Origin of the sequence: Streptomyces sp. NBC_00454 (assembly GCF_041434015.1) — a bacterium.
In the GTDB taxonomy this organism is placed as follows: domain Bacteria; phylum Actinomycetota; class Actinomycetes; order Streptomycetales; family Streptomycetaceae; genus Streptomyces.
Genome location: NZ_CP107907.1, coordinates 3,908,670 through 3,928,329 on the forward strand (window position 1 = coordinate 3,908,670; position 19,660 = coordinate 3,928,329).

Sequence of the window (19,660 nt, forward strand, 5' to 3'; positions counted from 1 at the left end):
TGCCCGCGTATGTCTACTGCTTCTCGCACTGGCTCACGACCTGCTGCTCATCGGCAGTCAGGACGGGGCCGGGTGTTTGGTTGTTCTGCGCTTCGGCGGCGCGGCGCGCCTCGTCCTTCTTGCACGCGGAGGACTGGGTGGCGAGCTCGTTGATCTTGGTGCGGGCGCCGTCGAGGCTGGTCTCGCTGATGGTGGCCTCGACGAGCTTGCGCTTGAAGGTCGGCAGGTACTTCAGTTCGATCTCGGGGCGGTCGCTCTCCACCGTGGAGAGATCCAGGGGCCCGAGCTTCTGGCTGATCCCGCGGAAGAGCGCGACGTGCTCGCCCTTGACGCCGATGTAGTACTGGGTCTGCGTCCACCGGTAGCCCGCGTACAGGCCGCCGCCGAGGACGCCGAGGACGACGAGCAGCGTCAGCGTGCGCGTGGTCCACTTGCGGCCCTTGCCGCGACGCCTGCGGGGGTGGTCGTACGTGTCCTCGTAGCCCGCGTCTCCGTCGTACGGCTCGGCTTCGCCGAAGCTGCCGTACCCGCCGCCGGCTCCGGAGCCCTGTCCCTGGGCACCGTAACCGCCGTAGCCGGGGGCCTCGCCGCTGCCGGGGGGGCCGAAGGCGCCGGCGGGCGGGGGGGCCTGGCGGCCGAGCCCGGAGGCGCGGCCGGCCGGCGTCTGCATGGCGTTGCCGCCGTCGAAGAGCTGGTTGTGCTGGTTCTCGGCGACCGCGCCGACGACGACCGGGGTGTCGTTGACCTGTGCGGCCAGCGTGTCGCCGCTGTCGGTGTCGAGGACGTCGGCCACGATGCAGGTGATGTTGTCGGGGCCGCCGCCGCGCAGCGCGAGCTGGATGAGCGAGGCCACGGTCTCGCGGGGACCGTGGTAGTCGGCGAGGGTCTCTTCCAGGGTCTGGTGGGAGACGACGCCGGAGAGCCCGTCGGAGCAGATGAGGTAGCGGTCGCCGACCCGGACCTCGCGGATGGAGAGGTCGGGCTCGACGATGTCGCCGCTGCCGAGCGCCCGCATCAGCAAGGAGCGCTGCGGATGGGTGGTGGCTTCCTCTTCGGTGATCCGGCCCTCGTCGACGAGGCGCTGGACCCAGGTGTGGTCCTGGGTGATCTGCGTGAGGACGCCGTCGCGCAGCAGATAGGCGCGGGAGTCCCCGACGTGGACCAGGCCGAGGCGCTGGCCCGTCCACAGGAGGGCGGTGAGCGTGGTGCCCATGCCTTCGAGCTGGGGGTCCTCTTCGACCATGGCGCGCAGCTGGTCGTTGGCCCGCTGCACCGCGGTGCTGAGGGCGGTGAGGATGTCGGAGCCCGGGACGTCGTCGTCGAGCTGCACGAGCGTGGAGATCACCTCGGAGCTGGCGACTTCACCGGCGGCCTGGCCGCCCATGCCGTCGGCGATCGCGAGGAGGCGCGGACCGGCGTAGCCGGAGTCCTCGTTCCCCTCCCGGATCATGCCCTTGTGCGATCCGGCGGCGAACCGCAGGGACAGACTCATGCGCACCTGCCCTGTCGACGCCTCGGGGTACAACCGGTCTCGAGCCACACTGCCCACCCTCCGGTCGGGAGCGCGCTCGGATCCGGATCCCCGGTGGGACGGACCGCTGCGGCTCGCTCGCTCCGCTCGCTCATTCTCGTACTACTTCCGCAGCTCGATGACGGTCTTGCCGATGCGGATCGGGGCGCCCGGCGGAATGGGCGTCGGGGTGGTCAGCCGGGTCCGGTCGAGATACGTGCCGTTGGTGGACCCGAGATCCTCGACGATCCACTGGCCGTCACGGTCGGGGTAGATCCTGGCATGCCTGCTGGAGGCGTAGTCGTCGTCCAGCACGATCGTGGAGTCGTGGGCGCGGCCCAGGGTGATCGTCTGGCCCGCGAGGGCCACCGTGGTACCCGTGAGGGTGCCTTCGGACACGACGAGCTTGGTGGGCGCTCCGCGGCGCTGGCGCTGCTGCGGTGGCGCCGCGGCCGCCTGGCGGCCCTGCTGCTGCGGGGCGCCGGTGGCACCCGCGCCGCGGCGGGAACCGCGCTGCGTCACTCTCGTTCCGAAGAGGTCGCTGCGGATGACCTGGACGGCCACGATGACGAACAGCCACAAAACGGCCAGGAAACCCAACCGCATGACCGTCAGGGTCAGCTCTGACATTGCCCCCGCTTCACCCTTCGGCTTGCCGATAAATGATGGTGGTACTGCCCACGACGATCCGCGAACCGTCGCGGAGCGTAGCGCGGGTGGTGTGCTGCCCGTCCACCACGATGCCGTTGGTGGACCCTAGATCCTGGATCGTCGAGGGCGTTCCGGTCCGGATCTCACAGTGCCGGCGCGATACGCCGGGGTCGTCGATCCGCACGTCGGCTTCGGTGCTTCGGCCGAGTACGAGCGTCGGGCGCGAGATCTGGTGGCGCGTGCCGTTGATCTCGATCCAGTGGCGCCGGACGGCGCCGCCTGGGGACACGGGCGGTACGGGAGCCGCCCCGGCCGGTCCGCCGGGAGCCGGCCTGCGCCCACCGGGGCCGCCCGGGGGCGGTCCGGCGGGCATGGGCGGCGCGGAGACCGGAGGGTAGCCGTAGCCACCGGGCTGGGCCGGGGGAGCCTGGTGGCCCCCCTGCCCCTGGCCCGGCGCCTGCTGGCCCGGGGCCTGGGAGGTGCTGGAGGCGAGCGTGCGGCTGCGGACCCGGTAGAGCCCGGTGTCCAGGTCGTCCGCCTTCTCCAGGTGCACCTTGATCGGGCCCATGAAGCTGTAGCGCTGCTGCTTGGCGTAGTCGCGGACCAGGCCCGCGAGCTCGTCGCCGAGCTGGCCCGAGTAGGGGCTCAGACGGTCGTAGTCTCCGGCGCTGAGCTCCACGATGAAGTCGTTGGGGACGACGGTCCGTTCCCGGTTCCAGATGGTGGCGTTGTTGTCGCACTCGCGCTGGAGCGCGCCTGCGATCTCCACCGGCTGGACCTCGGACTTGAACACCTTGGCGAAGGTGCCGTTCACCAGACCTTCGAGTCGCTGCTCGAACCGCTTCAGGACTCCCATGGGGCACCTCCTCCGTCGTTGTCGCCCTGTACTGCTTACTGATCGTATCCACGCACGGCGGATTCGGGTGGTTCCCCATCGGCCGCGAGGGGAGGAGTGTTGGTCCTCACAAGCGATCGTAGGGGCGCCCCGGGGACAGTGTCCCGCACCCGGAGCCCGGAGCGGGAGGGGCCGTCGTCGGGAGGGGTCGGGGGAGCACAGAAAGCGATGTGAATCCACCCCGTCCCACGTGCTAATGTTCCGATGTCGCCAGGGGAACGGCCCGCAAGGGAAGAACCGCTGGTAGTCACTTTGCGCGAGTGGCGGAACGGCAGACGCGCTGGCTTCAGGTGCCAGTGTCCTTCGGGACGTGGGGGTTCAAATCCCCCCTCGCGCACTTTCAGAGGAACCCCCGCTTCGGAGAAATCCGGAGCGGGGGTTCTTCGTTGTACCCGGGTTCGCGGGTGCGGGTGTGGTGCCCGTCTCAGGGGAGTGCCTTTCAGGGGAGATGCGCCTCGGGGAGGCGCGGTGTGATGCGCCGGGAGACTTTCGTCGGGCGGGGCGCGACTAAAGAGAGCGGTGGCGGGCGGGCGGTGCTGTCTAGGGTCGGGCGCGTGGATGCGATGGCGGTAACGCGTGCGGGACGGGACTGGCTCAAGGGGCCCGAGCCCTGGACCCGGCGGATGCTGGCCGGGGACCTGGCGCTCGCCGGGGTGCTGGTGGTGCTCGGTCTGGGTGTCGAGGAACTCGACAACGGGTCCGCCGCCCGGATGCTGGCCAGCACGGCGGCCGTGGTCGTGCTGACCCTGCTGCGGCGCCGGCTCCCGGTGGTCACGCTGGTGGTCGGCTCGGCGGTGGGCGTCTACCTGCCCGGGGCCTTCCTGGTGGCGATCCCGCTCGGCTGGTCGGCCGGGCGCCGCATCGTGGGGGTCGGGCGGGCGCTCGGCGCCTTCACCGGAGCCTTCGTCGCGGCCGTCGTGCTCAGCGTCCTCAAGGACTGGACGCAGGGCCGGCCCGTCCTGATCATCGTCTTCAGCACCCTGATGTTCCTGGCCATGGTGGTCATGCCCGGTCTGGCCAGCCGCTACTGGTCCCAGCGCCGTACGCTGCTGCGCGCCCTCCAGGAGCGCAACGCCCAGCTGATGCGCGAGCGGGCGATGGTCGCCGGCCAGGCCCGGCTGCGCGAACGCCAGCGCATCGCCCAGGACATGCACGACAGCCTCGGCCACCAGCTCGCGCTGATCTCGGTGCACACCGGGGCGCTGGAGGTCGATCCGGTGCTGACCGACCGGCAGCGCGAGGCGGTGGGAGTGCTGCGGCAGGCTTCGGTCGCCGCCATGCACGAGCTGCGCGAGGTCGTCGGCATCCTGCGCGACGGGGTGGAGGCGCCGGCGCCCGTGGAGGAGGCGCAGCCGGCCGCACGCGGGGTGGCGGGCATCTCCGGGATCGTGGAGGCGGCCCGCAGCGCGGGGACCGACGTACGGCTCACCACGGCGGGAACCCCGAGGCCGCTGGTCGCGGCGTGCGACCACGCGGCGTACCGGATCGCGCAGGAGGCCCTGACCAATGCCTACAAGCACGCTCCGGGCGCTTCGATCACGGTGGAACTGCGGTACGAGGACGACTCGCTGGTGGTGGAGATCGCCAACGGCCCGGCGGCCGCCCCGGGCCCCGGCGAGGTGGTCTCCGGCGGACAGGGACTGACGGGGCTGCGCGAGCGGGCCCGGCTGGTCGGCGGGATGGTCTACGCGGGGGCCGCGGAGGGCGGCGGCTTCCGGGTGGCCGGAGTGCTCCCGTACGGGACCGAGCCGGCCGGGGCCCAGGAGACCGGCGCGGAGTCGGCCGGGGCCGGCGAGGTGGCCGACGACTTCGGACAGCAGCTGCGGGCGCACATGCTGGTCCGGGGCGGGGCGCCGATGGACTGGGCGGCCGTCGACCGGGAGCTGATGCGCGGACGCAGCCGGTTCGGAGGTGCGGCGCTGGGCTGCGGGATCGCGGTCGCGGCCGTGGTGGTCCTGCTGATCGTGATCGGGGCCGCGGTGGCACTGTTCGTGGGCTCGGTGGGCGACGCGACGATGAGCCGGGCCGACTACGACGCCATCCGCGTGGGCGAGCCGGAGAGCGCGGTGCGTTCGCGGTTGCCCAGCGGGGACAGCATCCTGACCCAGGGGCTGGACCGCAAGGGACCGCCCCGTCCGGAGGGGGCCGCGTGTCTGGCCCTGGTGGAGGACGAGGACACCGAGCTGACCACCACCAGCGTTTTCCGGTTCTGCTTCAAGGACGGCAAGCTCGTCGAGAAGCAGGCGTACCGGACCAAGTCGTAGGAGCACGGGTGACAGGGGTGACGGCCAGGGTGATCCGCGTGGTGATCGCCGACGACGAGCCGCTGATCCGGGCCGGGATCCGGATGATCCTGACCTCGGCGGCCGACATCGAGGTGGTCGCGGAAGCGGCGAACGGCCGGGAAGCGGTCGAACTCGCCCGCGCGCACGCGCCGGACGTGATGCTGCTCGACATCCAGATGCCCGTGATGGACGGGCTGACGGCCCTCGCCGAACTGGGGCGTTCGGCGCCGGAGGTGCGGGCGCTGATCCTGACCACCTTCGGGGAGAAGGAGAACGTGCTGCGCGCGCTGAGCGGGGGCGGCGCCGGGTTCCTGCTGAAGGACTCGGCACCGGGCGAGCTGATCGGCGCCGTACGCGCGGCAGCGGCCGGAGACGCCTACTTGTCCCCGGCCGCGACCCGGCACGTGGTGGACCAACTGGCGTCCGGGCAGTCCGCGGGCCGCACCGAGGAGGCGCGGCGCAAGGTGGCCGGGCTGAGCGAGCGCGAGCGCGGGGTACTGGCCCTGCTGGGCGAAGGGCTGTCGAACGCGGACGCGGGCCGGAGGCTCCACATGAGCGAGGCGACGGTGAAGACGTACGTGAGCCGGATCCTGGCGAAGCTGGAGTGCGAGAACCGGGTCCAGGCGGCCCTGCTGGCCAGGGACGCCGGGCTCTAGATACGGTCGGGCCGAACCAATGGTGATCAGGGGGCGGGCGGCATGACGGCGGTACCGGAACAGCGCGTGGTGGAACCGGAGTCGAAGGAGCGGATCCCGGAGGTCGGGGGCTTCGCACCGCGGTTCGCCGCGGGACGGGCGGCCGGATCGCCCAGGGAGGCCGGCAAGGCGCTGCGGACCCGCGTACCGCGGTCGGCGCACGCGCACTTCGAGGCTCCTGCCGACCGGCCCGACGCGGTGCGGGCCGTGGAGGAGTCCAATGTCGGCCGGGTCGCCGAACTGACCCCGATAAGGGTCGGGCGGATGGCCGCCAACCCCTTCGCCTTCCTGCGCGGGTCGGCCGGGCTGATGGCGCACGACCTCTCCGGCGGCCCGATCACCGGGATCGGCGCGCAGATCTGCGGAGACGCCCACGCGGCCAACTTCGGCCTGTACGGGGACGTGCGCGGCCGGCTCGTCATCGACCTCAACGACTTCGACGAGACCGTCTTCGGCCCGTGGGAGTGGGACCTCAAGCGGCTGGCCACCTCGCTGGTGCTGGCCGGACGGGTGGCCGGCGCGGACGAGGACACCTGCCGGGCCGCCGCCCTGGACTCGGTCGGTGCCTACCGCCGCACCATGCGGCTGCTGGCCAAGCTGCCGTCCCTGGACGCGTGGAACGCCATCGCGGACGAGGAACTGGTCTCGCACACCGACGCCCGGGACCTGCTGGGCACGCTGGAGCGGGTCTCGGAGAAGGCCCGCAACAACACCTCCGCCCGGTTCGCCGCGAAGTCCACCGAGGCCACCCCCGACGGTGGCCGGGCCTTCGTGGACGCGCTGCCGGTGCTGCGCAGGGTCGGGGACGGGGAGGCTGCGGCCGTGGCGGCCGCGCTGGGCCCGTACCTGGAGACCCTGCAGGGGGACCGGCAGCCGCTGCTGGCCCGGTACGCGATCCACGACGTGGCCTTCCGGGTGGTGGGCACCGGCAGCGTCGGAACCCGCTCCTACGTGGTGCTGCTGCTGGACCACCGCGGCGATGCGCTGGTCCTCCAGGTGAAGGAGGCCCGGCCCTCGGCCCTGCTGCCGCACCTGCCCGGTCTCGGCTTCCTCTCGCCTCCGGAGGAGCACGAGGGCCGCCGGGTGGTGGCGGGCCAGAAGCAGATGCAGGTGGTCTCGGACATCCTGCTGGGCTGGACGACGGTGGAGGGGCGGCCCTTCCAGGTCCGCCAGTTCCGCAACCGCAAGGGCAGCGTGGACCCGGCGGCGCTGGCCGTCGACCAGATCGACGACTACGGGCGGATGACCGGTGCGCTGCTGGCACGGGCCCACGCGCACAGCGCGGATCCGCGGCTGCTGGCCGGGTACTGCGGGAAGAACGACGAGCTGGACGAGGCGATGGCCTCCTTCGCCGTGGCCTACGCAGACCGCAGCGAGGCCGACCACGAGGTCCTGGTGGCGGCGGTGCGGTCCGGGCGGATCGCGGCAGAGATGGGGGTCTGACCCCGCAAGGCGATGTTTCACGTGAAACATGCCGGTCGTGAAACCGGACGATGTTTCACGTGAAACACCCGGGCGGCCGGGCCTTAGGCTGGCCGGGTGAGCGAGCAGACAGTTCCCGAAGCGTCCGAGCCCCAGCCCGGCCCCACCGCCGACGAGCGTCCCGAGGCGCGCCTGGAGCGTGCCGTGCGGGCCGCCGAGCAGGCGCTGATCGAGTTCGAGATCGCGGTGGAGACCTTCCGGGTGGAGGTGGAGAACTTCTCCCGCCTGCACCACCAGAAGCTCGGCCCTATGTACTCGCGGCTCGATGAGCTGGACGCGCTGATCGCCGAGGCGAAGGCGGCGAGCACCGGGGATGCGGAGGACCTGCGCCGTGCGCGCGATGCCCGCTCGCTGGTGATGCCGATGCCCGGGGTGGACGAGCTGTTCCACGACTGGCTGGACTCGGACGGGATGTCCGACGACGCGTCCGCGATGCTCACCGACCGCTCGGTGCGGCCCCCGGAGCGGGTCCGCCCGTCGGAGGAGGTGCGCCGCCTCTACCGCGAGCTGGTCCGCCAGGCGCATCCGGACCTGGCCCGGGACGAGGCCGAGCGCGCGCGGCGCGAGGAGTTCATCGTGCGGGTGAACGCGGCGTACGGCCGCGGCGAGGAGCAGCTGCTGCGCGAGCTCGCGCAGGAGTGGGCGGCCGGCCCGGCACCGGCCGCGGCGCGGCTGAGCGAGAGCGAGGAGCTGTACGAGCGCCTCGAGTGGCTCTCGCGGCGCAAGGAGCTCCTGTCGCTGGTCGCCAAGGAGCTCGAGGACGGCGCGATCGGGTCGATGCTCCGGATGGCCCCCGAGGACCCGGACCGGCTGCTGGAGGAGATCGCCGAGCAGCTGCTCGGCGATGTCGCGAAGCGCGAGGCGGAGCTGGCAGAGCTCACGTCGGGGCAGTCCGCCGAGTAGTACGCAGGGCAGGCCCGCAGGGCATCAGGGGCACCGCGGAAGGCCCGTCGGATAGGTTGGCTCACCTATCCGTGACGAGAGAAGGCGACAGTTATGAACTCCGGACCGCTTCCTTCGGTGGCCGCTTCCGCACTGCCCTCCGAAGCCTTTGTCCTCGACGTTCGCGAGAACGACGAATGGGCGGCCGGCCACGCCGAGGGTGCGCTGCACATCCCGATGAGCGAATTCGTGGCGCGCATCGGTGAGCTGACCGAGAAGATCGAGGACGACCGCCCGGTCTACGTGATGTGCCGGGTCGGCGGGCGCTCCGCCCAGGTCGCCCAGTACCTGCGGGGCCAGGACATCGCCGCGGTGAACGTCGACGGCGGCATGCAGGACTGGGAGGCCGCAGGGCGCCCGGTCGTCACGGACGCGGGCACCCCGGGCTTCGTCGTCTGACGGGAGAGCAGCGCGGGCCCGTCAGGCGAGGGGGTGGGCGGCCAGCAGGTCGCCCAGCGCCTCCTCGTGGGCGGCGGCCGGGCCCAGCTGGAGCTCCAGCTGTTTGGCCCAGGCGTGGTAGCGGTGCAGCGGGTAGTCGGTGTCGGCGCCGAAGCCGCCGTGCAGGTGCTGTGCGGTCTGCACGACGCGCCGTACGCCCTCGGAGGCCCAGATCTTGGCCACCGCGACATCTCCGGCGCTCGGCAGCGGGCCGCCCGCTCCGCCCGTCGAGGCGTCGAGCCGCCAGGCGGCCTGCCAGAGGGTGACCTCCATCGCGCGCAGGTCGATGTAGCGGTCGGCGGCCTGGACGGCGACCGCCTGGAAGGTGGCCACCGGGAAGCCGAACTGCTCGCGCTTGCTGGTGTACTGGCTGGTCATGGTGAGGACGCCCTCGCCGAGCCCGAGCGCGAGCGCGCAGGTCCCGGTGGCGAGCAGCTGCCGCAGGTGGTCCCAGGCTCCGGCCGCCTCGACGAGGTGCGTGGCGGGCACCCGTACGCCTTCGAGGGTGAGCTCGGCGAGCCGCTCCCCGCTGGTGGAGTACTGCTCGGCGAGGGTCAGGCCGCCGGCCTCGCGGGGGACGAGGGCGAGGACGGCCTCGCCCTCCCCGGTGTGGGCCGGTACGGCGATCCAGTCGGCGCTGTGTGCCCACGGGACGGCCGTCTGGAGGCCCTCCAGGGTCCACGTGTCGCCTTCGCGGCGCGCGGTGACGGCCAGCTCGGCCGGGTCGTGGCCGCTGCGGCCGTGTGCGGCGGCGGTGAGGACGAGCGTGCCGTCCCCGGCGCCGGGCAGCAGGGCGGCGGCCAGTTCGGGGCTGCCGTGGGCCTGGACGGCCATGGCGGTGGCGCAGTGTTCCAGGAGCGGCACCCGGGCCAGTACCTTCGCGGCCTCGCGCAGCACCAGGCACAGGGCGATGGCGTCGAGTCCGGCGCCGCCGTGCTCCTCGGCGAGGACCAGGCTCAGCAGGTCGCAGGCGGCGAGCTTGGCCCACAGGGGGCGGTCGAACTCCTCGGCGACGGCCCGCGGGGTGAGTGCGGGGCTGGGCACGCTGTCGGGGGCGACGTCCGCGAACACGGCCTTGGCCGCCTCGACGGCGGCCTGCTGTTCCTCGGTGAAGGTGAAGTCCACTGCCTGTCCTCCCGCGTGCCCGGAACGTGCTCTGTCTGACGGTGCGTCAAGATAGAACACGTTCCTGAAATTGGACAGGCACCTTCCCGAAATCGGTGAGGGGGCCCGGCTGGGCCGGGCAGCCGGACCGCCGCTCAGCGGTCGAAGTCGATCTCCACTTCCTCCGTCACCGGGTGCGACTGGCAGGCCAGCACGAACCCGGCCTCCGTCTCGGTCTCCTCCAGCGCGAAATTGCGGTCCATCCGCACCTCGCCGGTCACCAGGAACGCCCGGCAGGTGCCGCACACCCCGCCCTTGCAGGCGTACGGGGCGTCCGCGCGGGCCCGCAGCACCGCGTCGAGCAGGGATTCGCCCTCCCGGACCGGCCAGGTGCCCGAGCGGCCGTCGAGCCGGGCCGTGACCCGGCCGTGGGTGGCGGCGGCCGAAGCGACGGGCGCGGGCGGGGCGGTGTCCTCGACGTGGAAGATCTCCTCGTGGACCCGGGTCCGCTCCACGCCGAGCCCGGCCAGCGCCTGCTCCGCGCCTGTCACCAGCCCGTACGGTCCGCACAGGAACCAGCCCGTCACCTCGGCGACCGGGAGCAGCGCGGGCAGCAGCGCCGCCAATCGCTCCTCGCCCAGCCGCCCCGAAGGCAGCCCGGCCTCCTGCTCCTCCCGGGAGAGCACGGTGACCAGCTGGAACCGGTCGGGATAGCGGTCCTTGAGGTCGGCCACCTCGTCCAGGAACATCGTCGAGGCGGCGCTGCGGTCGCTGCGCACCAGGCAGAACCGGGCATCGGGGCGGGACGCGAGCAGGGTGGCGGCGATCGACAGGACCGGGGTGATCCCGCTGCCGCCGACGATCGCCGCGTAGTGCGCGGCGGCCGGAGCCGCGGCCGGATCCAGGACGAACCGGCCGGCCGGGACCATCACGTCCAGGGCGTCCCCGGCGGCGATCTCCTTGTGTGCGAACGAGGAGAACTCCCCGCCCTCCACCAGGCGCACCCCGACCCGCAGCGCCGAGGGGCCCGGCCCGTCGGCCGCCGGGGCGGGGGAGCAGATCGAGTACGTACGGCGGACCTCCGACTTGCCGGAGCCGTCCAGGGGGCTGCGGCGCAGGGTGAGGTGCTGGCCGGGGGCGTGCCGGTACTCGGAGCGCAGCTCGGGCGGCACGGCCAGGGTCAGGGCGACGGAGTCCTCGGTGAGCCGGTCGACCGCCGCCACCGTCAAGGTGTGGAACGCTCCGTGGCGCGCGGGGCGCACCGGGCTCGCGGACCCCGGGGTGGGCGACGGCGGGGACGCGGCCATCTACAGCTCCTTGAAGTGGTCGAACGGTTCACGGCAGGCGATGCAGCGGCGCAGCGCCTTGCACGCGGTGGAGGAGAACCGGCTGAGCAGCTCGGTGTCGGTGGACCCGCAGTGGGGGCAGCGCACCGACAGGGTGAGCGGAACCGGTCCGCCCGCGGCGTGCGGCCGCGGCGGGGCGATGCCGAACTCGGCCAGTTTGCGGCGGCCTTCGGCGCTGATGTCGTCGGTGGACCAGGCGGGGGCCAGCACGGTCCGCACGGTGACGTCCGGGATCCCGTGGTCGGTCAGCACCCGCTCGATGTCCGCGGACATGGCCTCGATGGCCGGGCAGCCGGTGTAGGTGGGGGTGAGGGTGACCTCGACGTGGCCGTCCTCGTGCATCCGCACCCCGCGCATCACGCCGAGCTCGGAGAGGGTGAGCACGGGCAGCTCGGGGTCGGGGACGGAGCCGGCCAGCTCGGCCAGCTCCACCTCCAGCCGGGTCTGCCCGCTCCGGGTGCCGGCGGAGGCCCCGGCCCCGGCGGCGGTCACCACGATGCCCCCGGGTGGCTGCGGTGCAGGTGCTGCATTTCGGCGAGCAGCCGACCGAACGACTCGGTGTGCAGTCCCTGACGTCCCGCTCCGGCGGCCCAGGCCCCGCTGCGGGGACCCTCGGGCAGCGCCAGACCGGCCCGCTCCAGTACGTCGCCCAGCGCGGCCAGCCAGCGGCCCTCCAGGGCGGCCCAGTCGATGCCGTCGCCCCCGTCGGACGCGTCGAGCCCGGGCACGGGCTGGAACATCTCGCCGGTGTACTTCCACAGCCCGTCCAGCCCGGCCCGCATCCGGGCCCGGCTCTCCTCGGTGCCGTCGCCGAGCCGCAGCGTCCACTGCTCGGCGTGGTCGCGGTGGTACGCCGTCTCCTTGACCGCCTTGGCGGCGAGAGGCGCGAACGGGCCGTCTCCGCGCGCCAGTTCCCCGTAGAGCTCGTGCTGGTAGAGGGAGAAGTAGAGCTGGCGCGCGATGGTGTGGGCGAAGTCGCCGTTGGGCTGCTCGACCAGCTGGAGGTTGCGGAAGGACCGCTCCTCGCGCAGGTACGCCAGCTCGTCCTCGTCTCCGGCCATCGACAGCAGGACGCGGGCCTGGCCGAGGAGGTCGAGGGCGATGTTGGCGAGCGCGACCTCCTCCTCCAGGACCGGGGCGTGGCCCGCCCACTCGCCGAGGCGGTGGGAGAGGATCAGCGCGTCGTCGCCGAGGCAGAGGGTGGCGAAGTGGACCACGTCGGTGCTGGTCACAGGTGGTTCACTCCCTCGGGGATCTCGTAGAAGGTGGGGTGGCGGTACGGCTTGTCGGCGGACGGGGCGAAGAACGGGTCCCGCTCGTCCGGGGAGGAGGCGGTGATCTCCGTGGAGGGCACCACCCAGATCGAGATGCCCTCGCCGCGCCGGGTGTAGAGATCGCGGGCGTTGCGCAGGGCCATCTCCGCGTCGGGGGCGTGCAGGCTGCCCGCGTGCGTGTGCGAGAGGCCGCGCCGCGAGCGGACGAACACCTCCCACAGGGGCCAGTTCTGCGTCATACCCGAGCCTCGCTTCCGGTGCTTGCGGTGGATCCGATTGCCGATGAATGCTTCTTCGCGTACGCCGCGGCCGCGTCGCGCACCCAGGCGCCTTCCTCGTGCGCCGCGCGGCGCTGCCCGATCCGCTCCTCGTTGCAGGGGCCGTTGCCCTTGAGCACGTCCCAGAACTCGGTCCAGTCGATGGCGCCGAAGTCGTGGTGCCCGCGCTCCTCGTTCCACTTCAGGTCCGGGTCGGGCAGGGTCAGGCCCAGCGACTCGGCCTGCGGGACGGCTATGTCCACGAAGCGCTGGCGCAGTTCGTCGTTGGAGTGGCGCTTGATCCGCCAGGCCATCGACTGAGCCGAGTGCGCAGACTCCCCGTCCGGCGGGCCGAACATCATCAGCGAGGGCCACCACCACCGGTCGACGGCGTCCTGCGCCATCGCGTGCTGCGCCTCGGTGCCCTTGGAGAGGGCCATGAGCAGTTCGAAGCCCTGCCGCTGGTGGAAGGACTCCTCCTTGCAGATCCGGACCATGGCCCGCGCGTACGGCCCGTAGGAGCAGCGGCAGATCGGGACCTGGTTGGTGATCGCCGCGCCGTCCACGAGCCAGCCGATCGCGCCGACGTCGGCCCAGGTCAGCGTGGGGTAGTTGAAGATCGAGGAGTACTTCTGCTTACCGGCGTGGAGCTTGTCGAGCAGCTCGTCGCGGCTGGTGCCCAGCGTCTCGGCGGCGCTGTACAGGTACAGGCCGTGGCCGGCCTCGTCCTGGACCTTCGCCATCAGGATCGCCTTGCGGCGCAGGGAGGGCGCGCGGGTGATCCAGTTCGCCTCGGGCTGCATGCCGATGATCTCGGAGTGGGCGTGCTGGGCCATCTGGCGGACCAGGGTGGCGCGGTATTCGTCGGGCATCCAGTCGCGCGGCTCCACGCGCTCGTCGGCCGCGACGGCCGCGTCGAATGCCGCCGCGAGCTGCGTGCCGAGATCGTCCGTCACGCCGATACCCGCTTCCTGCCCCGCTTCCGGGGTCACTGCCACCATCACGGCCCCCTGTCAGGGTCTTTTCGCGCCTCGTCCCGCCCGACCGACCGATCGTTCGGTTCATGCTCTTCAATGGTGGGACGACGGCCCGTAGGGTGTCAACCTCTGTGGTCAACCCTGTGGACGCCGGATGATCGGGGCGGGATGGATTCGAAGGGGCACGAACCCCCGGCAGACGGCCCCGCGCGCCCGCCGAGGGCGCCCGGAATCGCCGGTCTGTCCACCCCGTACCGGGTCGTCACCTCCCTGGCCCTGGCGGTCGTGGCGATCGGCGCCTGCCTGCACCTGGGGCTCGTCTTCCTGCACGTGGCCCCGTCCAACACGCTGAGCAAGCAGAACGCCGGGACGGTCGACGGCTGGATCTATCCCGAGTTCGAACAGAACTGGAAGCTCTTCGCGCCCAACCCCCTCCAGCAGAACATCGCGGTCGAGGTGCGCGTGGAGGTCCGGACGAAGGACGGCGAGCTGGTGGTCAGCAACTACCGCGGGCTGTCCCGCGAGGACGGCGAGGCCATCCGGCACAGCCTGCTGCCGAGCCACACCGAGCAGAACGAGCTCCGGCGCGCCTGGGACTTCTTCACGGCCTCCCACGACGAGGACAACAAGTCGAACGGCGAGCGCGGCGAGCTCGCGGAGCAGTACCTGCGGCGGATCGCGCTGGAGCGGCTGAAGGTCAGGACGGACGCGGACACCTCCGTCGGCAAGGGCGCGCACCTGGCCGAGGGCCGGATCGTACGGATCCAGCTGCGGGGGGCGACCCGGACGGTGGCCGCACCGAAGTGGTCCGAGGAGACGACCGACACCCAGACGTACTACCGGGAGCTGCCGTGGTGGACGGTGTGAGCGACACGGTCCGAGCCGCCCGCGCCGCCGCCGGCCGGGCGCTGGCCAAGGTCAGCGGGCAGGCGCTGGCCCCGTACCAGAGCGCCGTGGTGCGCATCGGCTTCTCCGCCACCTGGCTGTTCTTCCTGCTGCGCGAGTTCCCGAACCGGCACGAGCTGTACGGGCCGGACGGGCCCTGGAGCTGGGAGCTGGCGGAGCGGCTGATCGCCTCGAACCACGCCTTCACAGTGCTGATGTGGTCGGACTCGACCCTCTGGTTCGAGATCGTCTACGCCGTGTCCGTGCTGTCGAGCGCGCTCCTGATGCTGGGCTGGCGGACCCGGGCGACCTCCGTGGTGTTCATGATCGGGGTGCTCTCGCTCCAGAACCGCAGCGTCTTCATGGGCGACGGCGGGGACAACGTCATCCACCTGATGGCGATCTACCTCGTGCTGACCCGCTGCGCACAGGTCTGGTCGCTCGACGCCGCCCGCGCCCGTCGCCTCGGCACGGCCACGGCCGGACGCGCGGGGCCGGTGCTGTGGTCGGTGCTCGGCGCCGTGTTCGCGTACGGGGGCGTGACCGGCGGGTTCGGCACGCTCTGGCTGACGGCCTTCGCGGCGCTGTGGGTGGTCGCGGCGCTGTGGTGGATGGTCGACCGCTACGAGCCCGAGGGCGACGGCCGGGCGGTCCTGGACGTCCTGGCGAACCTGCTGCACAACGCGGGGATGCTGGTGATCGCGGTGGAGGTCTGCCTGATCTACGCCACGGCGGGCTGGTACAAGATCCAGGGCTCGCGCTGGCAGGACGGCACGGCGCTGTACTACCCGCTGCGCCTGGACTACTTCACCCCGTGGCCCGAGCTGTCGGGCTTCCTGGCGAGCAGCGGCACGCTGGTGATGCTGCTGACGTACGGCACGGTCGCGGTCCAGGTGGCCTTCCCGTTCACCCTGTTCAACCGGCGGATCAAGAACGTGCTGCTGGCGCTGATGATGCTGGAGCACGCGGGGATCGCGGTCCTGCTGGGCCTGCCGTTCTTCTCGCTGGCGATGATCGCCGCCGACGCGGTGTTCCTGCCGACGGCGTTCCTGGTCTGGCTCGGCGCGCGGGTCGCCGCACGGGTCCCCGTACGCCGGCCGGCCCGCGGCCTGCAGATCCGGGACCTGGGGACGGAACCGGAGGCCGAGCAGCGGACCGTAGGCTCGGTGGCATGAGTGAGCAGCACGAGACGTCCGACGGCACCGAACGGCAGTGGCGGGAGGCCGCGGCGCGGGAGGACCTCGTGCTCCTCGACGGGTTCCACGCGCTGAAGCACGCCCTGCGCTTCGGGGCGGACGTGCGGATCGTCGTCGCCGACGATCCCGATGCCGTACGGGGCCTCGCGCACGAGCTGGCCGCGGACGTCGAGGACGAGGTGGCCCGGCTGGTGCTCCGGGCTCCGCTCAAGGAGCTGCTGGGCCGGGTCCATCCCACCGGGGTGGCGGCCCTCGCGGTCCGGCCGGACCGCGACCGAGGGCGGGCGCGGCTCGACGCGATGCCCAGGACGGCCCCGGTGGTCGTGCTGGACAACCCCCGCAACCTCGGCAACGTCGGCGCCGTCGTCCGCCTGGCCGCCGGCTTCGGAGCCACCGGCGTCGTCACCCGGGGCGACCTCGACCCCTGGCACCCCAACGTGGTCCGCGCCGGGGCGGGGCTGCACTACGCCACCACCGTCGACCGGGTGGACCTCGACTCCCTGCCGCCCGGACCGCTCTACGCGCTGGACCCGGAGGGCGAGGACATCCGTGCCCTCACCCTCCCGGACGACGCCCTGCTCGCCTTCGGCTCCGAACGCCACGGGATCTCGCCCGAGCTCCGTGCCCGCGCCGATCACCTGGTGTCCCTGCCGATGCGGCCACAGGTCTCCAGCTACAACCTGGCCACCAGCGTGGCCATGACCCTCTTCCACTGGGGCGGCCCGCATCCGGACCCGCACGACGCCCAGTAGCTCAGGCGTCCAGCGTGACCGGCATCAGGAGCGAGAAGGCGTCCTCGGTGTCGGGGCGCAGGAGGACGAGGGGGGCCTTGGGGCCCACGTACTCCAGCAGCAGTTCGTCCCCAGCGGCGAGCGCGTCCAGCAGGTACGCGGGGTTGACCCCCACCCGGTCACCGGCGGAGTCCTCGTCGCCGACGCTCACCCCGTCCGTCAGGACGAGGACGCACACCTCGGTGTCCTGCTCGCCCAGGGCGCGGCGCAGCGCCGGTACGTCCAGCGTGAGGCGGCGGCCCTCGGGCAGCCGGGTCAGGCGGCGGTAGTCGGGGAACCCCTCGCCGAGGCTCTGGCCGGCGACCTGGCGGCCCTGGGTCTCCAGCCCGACCTTGTCGCCGTCCACGGTGAGGTGGGCCGGGGCGCCGTCGGCCAGCAGGGCGCGCATGGCGTCCACGAGCGGGGTGGGCACGGTCACCTGGACCCGCTCGCCGGCGTGGCCGGTGGTGGAGGTGCGGGCGACGGCCATCCGGTAGCGGTCGGTGGCCACCAGGTGCAGGTCCCCGCCCTCGATGTCGAAGTGGATCCCGCCGAGGACGGGCAGCTCGGGGTCGGTTCCGGCGGCGAAGCGCACGGCGTCCAGCGCGGCCGCGATCTCGGCGCCCGGCAGGGTCAGCCGGGTGGCGGCGGTGGCGGCAGCGGTGTCGGTGGTGGCGGCGGTGGTCATGGTGGTCATGGCGGTCTCCCTGTGTCCGAGTAGTGCTCGTACCGTGGAGAACTCGCTGCGCGCGTCGGCCAGCCCCTGTTCGAGCCGGCGCAGGTGCCCGTCCAGCAGCCGGGGCACCAGACCGGTTTCCCCGCCTGACCAGGCCGCCAGCACCAGCCGGATGTCCGCGAGGGGCATGCTGGAGCGCCTCAGACGGGCCAGTAGCCGGGCCTCGTCCAGTTGCTCGGGGGCGTACCAGCGGTACCCGGTCACCGGGTCCACCCAGGCGGGCACCAGGACGCCCGCGCGGTCGTAGAACCGCAGGGCGCTGATACCCAGTCCGCTGCCCTGCCCCATCTCGCCGATGCTGTGCATGTCGCTCTCCACACCGACGACTCTGGGGCCTGCACCAGGTCGAGGGTCAAGCGGGCCCGTGCCGCCACGGCCGGGCCCGCTCAGAGACAACCCCGACCGGACTCAGGCCTGGCGGCGGACCTCCACCACCCGGAAGCGGTTGGACACGAAGGCCCCGTCGCACAGCGCGGCGTTCGCCGCCGGGTTGCCGCCCGAACCGTGGAAGTCCGAGAAGGCCGAGGTCTGGTTCACATAGACCCCGCCCGTGAGGTTCAGCGAGAGCTGCGCCGACTCCTCCAGGCAGACCTCTTCGATGGCCCGCTCGGTGTCCGCGGACGTGGTGTACGCCCCGACCGTCATGGCGCCCTTCTCCCGGACGGTGCGTCGCAGCAGGTCGAGCGCGTCAGCCGTGGAGTCGACCGCCACCGCGAAGGAGACCGGGCCGAAGCACTCCGAGAGGTACGGGGCCTGCGGGTCCTGCTTGGCCGAGTCCAGCTTCACCATCACCGGCGTGCGGACCACGGCGTCCGGGAACTCCGGGTTGACCACCTCGCGCGAGGCCAGCGCGACCTCGCCGAGCCCGGCGGCCGCCTCCAGGCGGGCCTTGACGTCCGGGTTGACCAGCGCGCCGAGCAGGGCGTTGGCCCGCGCGTCGTCGCCGAGCAGGCCGCCGACCGCGCGCGCGAGGTCGGAGACGACCTCGTCGTACGTCTTGTGCCCGGCGTCCGTGTCGATGCCCTCGCGCGGGATCAGCAGGTTCTGCGGGGTGGTGCACATCTGGCCGCTGTACAGGGACAGGGAGAAGGCCAGGTTGGACAGCATGCCCTTGTAGTCGTCGGTGGAGTCCAGGACGACGGTGTTGACGCCCGCCTTCTCCGTGTAGACCTGCGCCTGGCGGGCGTTGGCCTCCAGCCAGTCGCCGAACTCCGTGGACCCCGTGTAGTCGATGACCTTGATCTCGGGGCGCAGGGCGAGGGTCTTGGCGATGCCCTCGCCCGGCCGCTCCACCGCCAGCGCCACCAGGTTCGGGTCGAAACCGGCCCGTGCCAGGACCTCGCGGGCCACCTGGACGGTCAGCGCCAGCGGGAGCACGGCGCGCGGGTGCGGCTTGACCAGGACCGGGTTGCCCGTGGCGAGGGAGGCGAAGATCCCCGGGTATCCGTTCCAGGTGGGGAAGGTGTTGCAGCCGATCATCAGGGAGATGCCGCGCGGGACGGCCGTGAAGGTCTTGCCCAGCTCCAGCGGGTCCTTCTTGCCCTGCGGCTTCGACCAGTCGGCCTGGCCCGGGACCCGGGTCTGCTCCTCGTACGCGTAGGCCACGGCCTCCAGGCCGCGGTCCTGGGCGTGCGGGCCGCCGGCCTGGAAGGCCATCATGAAGGCCTGGCCGCTGGTGTGCATGACCGCGTGCGCGAACTCGTGCGTCCGGGCCGAGATCCGGGACAGGATCTCGATGCAGACCAGGGCGCGCGCCTCGGGCCCCGCGTCGCGCCAGGCGGCCATGCCGGCCCGCATCGCGGGCAGCAGGACGTCCGGGTCCACGTGCGGGTACTCGATGCCGAGCTCCGGGCCGTACGGGGACACCTCGGAGCCCGTCCAGCCGTCGGTGCCGGGCTGCCCGAGGTCGATCCGGGTGCCGCGCAGCGCCTCGAAGGCGGCGAGGCCGTCGGCCGGGGCACTCTCCCCGTACGCCTTGGGGTGCTCGGGATGCGGGGACCAGTAGGCGCGGCTGCGGATGGTGGCCAGCGCCTGGTCCAGGGTCGGCCGGTGCTTGTCGGACAGCTGGGGGACGGTGAGCTCGGCGGCCATCAGGGACCAACTCCTCGTTGAGCCGGGCGGGATCAGGCGATCAGGTCGGGCAAGAAGGGATGAAGAAGAGCAGACTGGAGTTAGAGTAACCGAACGATCGGTCGGGACAAGAGGGCCCGGCAGGCC

19 protein-coding genes and 1 tRNA gene are annotated in these 19,660 nt (G+C 72.4%); 9 read left to right on the forward strand and 11 right to left on the reverse strand.

Annotated features, from left to right (window positions below):
- Positions 1-13: 13 nt before the first annotated feature.
- From OHU74_RS18160 to OHU74_RS18170, 3 genes are all read right to left on the reverse strand, one after another.
- Positions 14-1,492 carry a PP2C family serine/threonine-protein phosphatase gene (locus tag OHU74_RS18160; RefSeq protein WP_371616867.1) on the reverse strand — a complete coding sequence of 493 codons (1,479 nt, stop codon included), beginning with the start codon at positions 1,490-1,492 and terminating at the stop codon, positions 14-16.
- Between the two features lie 141 nt (positions 1,493-1,633).
- Entirely contained in the window at positions 1,634-2,140 is a 507-nt protein-coding gene (locus tag OHU74_RS18165; RefSeq protein ID WP_330297468.1) for an FHA domain-containing protein, read from the reverse strand.
- A 10-nt stretch (positions 2,141-2,150) separates the two neighbouring features.
- Positions 2,151-3,017 carry an FhaA domain-containing protein gene (locus OHU74_RS18170; protein ID WP_371616868.1) on the reverse strand — a complete coding sequence of 289 codons (867 nt, stop codon included), beginning with the start codon at positions 3,015-3,017 and terminating at the stop codon, positions 2,151-2,153.
- A 293-nt stretch (positions 3,018-3,310) separates the two neighbouring features.
- On the opposite strand from OHU74_RS18170, the gene OHU74_RS18175 reads away from it, so the two are divergent.
- The 6 genes from OHU74_RS18175 to OHU74_RS18200 all read left to right on the forward strand — a co-directional run bounded on the left by OHU74_RS18175 (position 3,311) and on the right by OHU74_RS18200 (position 8,859).
- Positions 3,311-3,393: transfer RNA gene (locus OHU74_RS18175), tRNA-Leu, on the forward strand.
- Between the two features lie 226 nt (positions 3,394-3,619).
- Positions 3,620-5,320 carry a sensor histidine kinase gene (locus OHU74_RS18180; RefSeq protein WP_371616869.1) on the forward strand — a complete coding sequence of 567 codons (1,701 nt, stop codon included), beginning with the start codon at positions 3,620-3,622 and terminating at the stop codon, positions 5,318-5,320.
- Between the two features lie 17 nt (positions 5,321-5,337).
- Positions 5,338-5,997: a response regulator transcription factor gene (locus OHU74_RS18185; protein WP_330300976.1), complete on the forward strand. Its 660-nt coding sequence runs from the start codon at positions 5,338-5,340 to the stop codon at positions 5,995-5,997.
- Between the two features lie 42 nt (positions 5,998-6,039).
- The gene (locus tag OHU74_RS18190; protein ID WP_371616870.1) at positions 6,040-7,479 is read left to right on the forward strand and encodes a DUF2252 domain-containing protein; all 1,440 of its coding nucleotides are present in this window, start codon (positions 6,040-6,042) and stop codon (positions 7,477-7,479) included.
- A 96-nt stretch (positions 7,480-7,575) separates the two neighbouring features.
- The gene (locus OHU74_RS18195) at positions 7,576-8,421 is read left to right on the forward strand and encodes a hypothetical protein (protein WP_371616871.1); all 846 of its coding nucleotides are present in this window, start codon (positions 7,576-7,578) and stop codon (positions 8,419-8,421) included.
- Positions 8,422-8,514: 93 nt separating this feature from the next.
- On the forward strand, positions 8,515-8,859 hold the full coding sequence (locus OHU74_RS18200; protein ID WP_371616872.1) for a rhodanese-like domain-containing protein: 345 nt from the start codon (positions 8,515-8,517) through the stop codon (positions 8,857-8,859).
- 21 nt (positions 8,860-8,880) lie between these two features.
- Here OHU74_RS18200 and OHU74_RS18205 read toward each other — a convergent pair whose 3' ends face one another.
- The 6 genes from OHU74_RS18205 to paaA form a co-directional block, all read right to left on the reverse strand.
- Positions 8,881-10,023 carry an acyl-CoA dehydrogenase family protein gene (locus OHU74_RS18205; protein WP_371616873.1) on the reverse strand — a complete coding sequence of 381 codons (1,143 nt, stop codon included), beginning with the start codon at positions 10,021-10,023 and terminating at the stop codon, positions 8,881-8,883.
- A 134-nt stretch (positions 10,024-10,157) separates the two neighbouring features.
- The gene (locus tag OHU74_RS18210; RefSeq protein ID WP_371616874.1) at positions 10,158-11,309 is read right to left on the reverse strand and encodes a 2Fe-2S iron-sulfur cluster-binding protein; all 1,152 of its coding nucleotides are present in this window, start codon (positions 11,307-11,309) and stop codon (positions 10,158-10,160) included.
- Positions 11,310-11,840, reverse strand: coding sequence for a 1,2-phenylacetyl-CoA epoxidase subunit PaaD (gene paaD, locus OHU74_RS18215; protein WP_371616875.1), 531 nt, complete (start codon positions 11,838-11,840; stop codon positions 11,310-11,312). It lies immediately after the preceding gene.
- On the reverse strand, positions 11,837-12,580 hold the full coding sequence (paaC, locus tag OHU74_RS18220) for a 1,2-phenylacetyl-CoA epoxidase subunit PaaC (protein ID WP_371616876.1): 744 nt from the start codon (positions 12,578-12,580) through the stop codon (positions 11,837-11,839). The genes paaD and paaC overlap by 4 nt, the downstream gene beginning before the upstream one ends.
- A complete protein-coding gene (paaB, locus tag OHU74_RS18225; RefSeq protein ID WP_030153111.1) occupies positions 12,577-12,861 on the reverse strand; it encodes a 1,2-phenylacetyl-CoA epoxidase subunit PaaB in 285 nt (94 codons plus the stop codon). The genes paaC and paaB overlap by 4 nt, the downstream gene beginning before the upstream one ends.
- A complete protein-coding gene (gene paaA / locus OHU74_RS18230) occupies positions 12,858-13,880 on the reverse strand; it encodes a 1,2-phenylacetyl-CoA epoxidase subunit PaaA (protein ID WP_371616877.1) in 1,023 nt (340 codons plus the stop codon). Before paaA ends, paaB begins: the two co-directional genes overlap by 4 nt.
- A 144-nt stretch (positions 13,881-14,024) precedes the next feature.
- On the opposite strand from paaA, the gene OHU74_RS18235 reads away from it, so the two are divergent.
- From OHU74_RS18235 to OHU74_RS18245, 3 genes are read left to right on the forward strand one after another with little or no spacing between them, the layout of a single operon-like run.
- Positions 14,025-14,723 carry a DUF5819 family protein gene (locus OHU74_RS18235; protein WP_371616878.1) on the forward strand — a complete coding sequence of 233 codons (699 nt, stop codon included), beginning with the start codon at positions 14,025-14,027 and terminating at the stop codon, positions 14,721-14,723.
- Positions 14,720-15,916 carry an HTTM domain-containing protein gene (locus OHU74_RS18240; protein ID WP_371616879.1) on the forward strand — a complete coding sequence of 399 codons (1,197 nt, stop codon included), beginning with the start codon at positions 14,720-14,722 and terminating at the stop codon, positions 15,914-15,916. Before OHU74_RS18235 ends, OHU74_RS18240 begins: the two co-directional genes overlap by 4 nt.
- On the forward strand, positions 15,913-16,689 hold the full coding sequence (locus OHU74_RS18245) for a TrmH family RNA methyltransferase (RefSeq protein ID WP_371616880.1): 777 nt from the start codon (positions 15,913-15,915) through the stop codon (positions 16,687-16,689). Before OHU74_RS18240 ends, OHU74_RS18245 begins: the two co-directional genes overlap by 4 nt.
- A 1-nt stretch (position 16,690) precedes the next feature.
- Here the strand turns inward: OHU74_RS18245 and OHU74_RS18250 are convergent, their stop codons facing one another.
- Both OHU74_RS18250 and paaN read right to left on the reverse strand, forming a co-directional pair.
- On the reverse strand, positions 16,691-17,749 hold the full coding sequence (locus OHU74_RS18250; RefSeq protein ID WP_371616881.1) for a MerR family transcriptional regulator: 1,059 nt from the start codon (positions 17,747-17,749) through the stop codon (positions 16,691-16,693).
- Positions 17,750-17,851: 102 nt separating this feature from the next.
- Complete coding sequence (gene paaN, locus OHU74_RS18255; RefSeq protein WP_371616882.1) at positions 17,852-19,534, reverse strand: phenylacetic acid degradation protein PaaN; 1,683 nt, start codon at positions 19,532-19,534, stop codon at positions 17,852-17,854.
- Between the last annotated feature and the right edge of the window lie 126 nt (positions 19,535-19,660).